Origin of the sequence: Photorhabdus sp. RM322S, assembly GCF_042879395.1 — a bacterium.
Classification (GTDB): domain Bacteria; phylum Pseudomonadota; class Gammaproteobacteria; order Enterobacterales; family Enterobacteriaceae; genus Photorhabdus; species Photorhabdus khanii.
The window spans coordinates 1-1,953 of the sequence record NZ_JBHFKW010000115.1 but is presented as its reverse complement, the minus strand read 5'-3'; the positions used below and the strand labels follow the sequence as shown (position 1 = coordinate 1,953).

The window sequence follows — 1,953 nt, the reverse complement described above, 5'->3', positions numbered from 1 at the left end:
TCGGGATGAACGTTGAATGAGCTGCCATCCTGCAAGAGGATATCGTCAAACTGGCTGAATTTTTTGGGTAAGGGGGGGGGCAAAGCTTTTTCAATCAACTGAGCCATAGCAAACGTCGCCAGCGTCTTCATAAAATCGGCGAAAGCGCTTTTACGCAACTGATTATGGAAGGGTTTATAGGCGACAGTGTGTTTTTCACTCAGACACATGCCGTTAAATTGCCGGTGCAGGTCAGCGATGGAGGTGCAGTTTCCTTTGCTCAGTGCGGCTATCAGACTGAGAACCAGAGACTGTGGCCCAATATTTCTGAGCCGTTCCATAAAGCCACATCGGCGGGCGGTTTTTTCAAGAAAAACGTCATTGAAGAATTGCATTAACTGAAGTTTTGTGGGGATAATTGTCATCGGCTTTATTCTCTGATCTTGGTATTTTGTTTGGCGACAATTATCAGATCATAAATAAAGCCTTTTTTCTATCTAAAATAACCGGTTGGCGCTAAAGATCCTGTTTATGAGGGGCTGTTGACGTTTTGAGAGGGCTTATTGAACAGCATGATGATTGGGTATAATTGCTTTCGCCAAAAACCAACCCTGCCTTACCATCATGCCGAGAACAATGCTATCAAAACCCCTATGGAATACGCTAGCTGTATTCATGCAACAAAGTGGACTGATTTATCACAAAGAAGAACATCACCTGACCTTTGAGGGTATCCTTTACCGCATGAGAACCGGTTGTCCCTGGCGGGATTTACCGCCTGAATTTGGGAAATGGAATACCGTCTTTCGACGTTTTAATGAATGGGCAAAGAAAGCTATTTTTAATTTAATATTCAAATTCTTATCTGAATATTCTGATACGGAGTGGCTGTTCATTGATGGCAGTATTGTGCAGGCTCATCAACACAGTGCAGGCGCGGCCTCTAAAGAAAATGAATCGATAGGAAAAAGTCGAGGTGGACCGTCAACCAAGATCCATTTGGCCGTGGACAGTGACGGTTTACCTGTGCATTTTGAGCTTTCTGGGGGTCAAACACACGACATCGTTCATGCAGAAAGTCTGGTGTCACAGTCACCGCCATCGGATTTTGTGATTGCAGATAAAGGTTACGATAGCGAAGCCTTCAGGCTTGCCGTGAAACAACAAGGTGCAACGCCGGTCATTCCCTATAAGAAAAACCGTCGAAAAGCCGATAAGCGTATTGATAAATGTTTATATCGTTACCGCCACTTGGTGGAAAATGCGTTTGCCAGAATTAAACATTTTCGTGCAATAGCAACAAGATACGATAAGTTGGAGCGTAATTACGCCAGTATGCTGGCTCTGGGTTTTATCATTATCTGGTTGCCTATGTGGGCTGAATAAATTAGGTACCCGAAAGGTAAACAACCCCTAGCTTAGCGTCAGATATTTATTGGCCCGAAAAACCCAGAATTACGGAATAAGGGATCAATGGCCCTATTCTTATTTCTGATACGGTAACCAATTCCGTACAGTTACGGACTATATCGGGGATGATTCCAAAGCAGTATAAGATGTACGTGGATGGCATCCACTTGTAGATCATGGGATTACAAGTGTAAGCGATTAGCATAATGAGCGTTTAGGCTATTTCAGAGTTAAAGGTTGCGTAGCTGAGTTTCTTTATTGGCTTTCTGATACAGAGTAAACAACATCGGCAATAGTGAGCTGATAGCAACCAGACAATGGCCTAACTGACAAAGACTTTCTGGGGTGAATTCTACCACGTCATTAGCGGCAAAAGTAACAAGAGTATCTCCCAGAAAATGTAACCCATGACAGAGCCCAGCACTGTTAGCTTCGCAGGCTTCTTCCAGTAGTTCAATATTTTGTGCGCTCATATCCGCCGTATCCAGTACTGATACAACACTCGCCATGTCGGAATAGAAGATATCACAGTAGTTCTCAATGTCCGCAGTATTCTTAATATTC

Annotated in this window: 2 protein-coding genes and 1 pseudogene; 1 reads left to right on the top strand and 2 read right to left on the bottom strand. The window is 43.5% G+C overall.

What is annotated here, in order from left to right; translation table 11 throughout:
* A pseudogene (locus ACGF63_RS22785) lies at positions 1-404 on the bottom strand (IS4 family transposase); the annotation flags it as partial.
* Between the two features lie 199 nt (positions 405-603).
* Here ACGF63_RS22785 and ACGF63_RS22780 point away from each other — a divergent pair.
* Complete coding sequence (locus tag ACGF63_RS22780; protein WP_387633361.1) at positions 604-1,365, top strand: IS5 family transposase; 762 nt, start codon at positions 604-606, stop codon at positions 1,363-1,365.
* Between the two features lie 254 nt (positions 1,366-1,619).
* Here the strand turns inward: ACGF63_RS22780 and ACGF63_RS22775 are convergent.
* A partial coding sequence (locus ACGF63_RS22775; protein ID WP_387633359.1) for a hypothetical protein occupies positions 1,620-1,953 on the bottom strand: 334 nt, incomplete at its 5' end.

What these genes read in the sequence shown, in the direction of transcription:
- ACGF63_RS22780 (WP_387633361.1), top strand. Translation starts at nt 604, where the DNA reads ATGCCGAGAACAATGCTATCAAAACCCCTATGGAATACGCTAGCTGTA.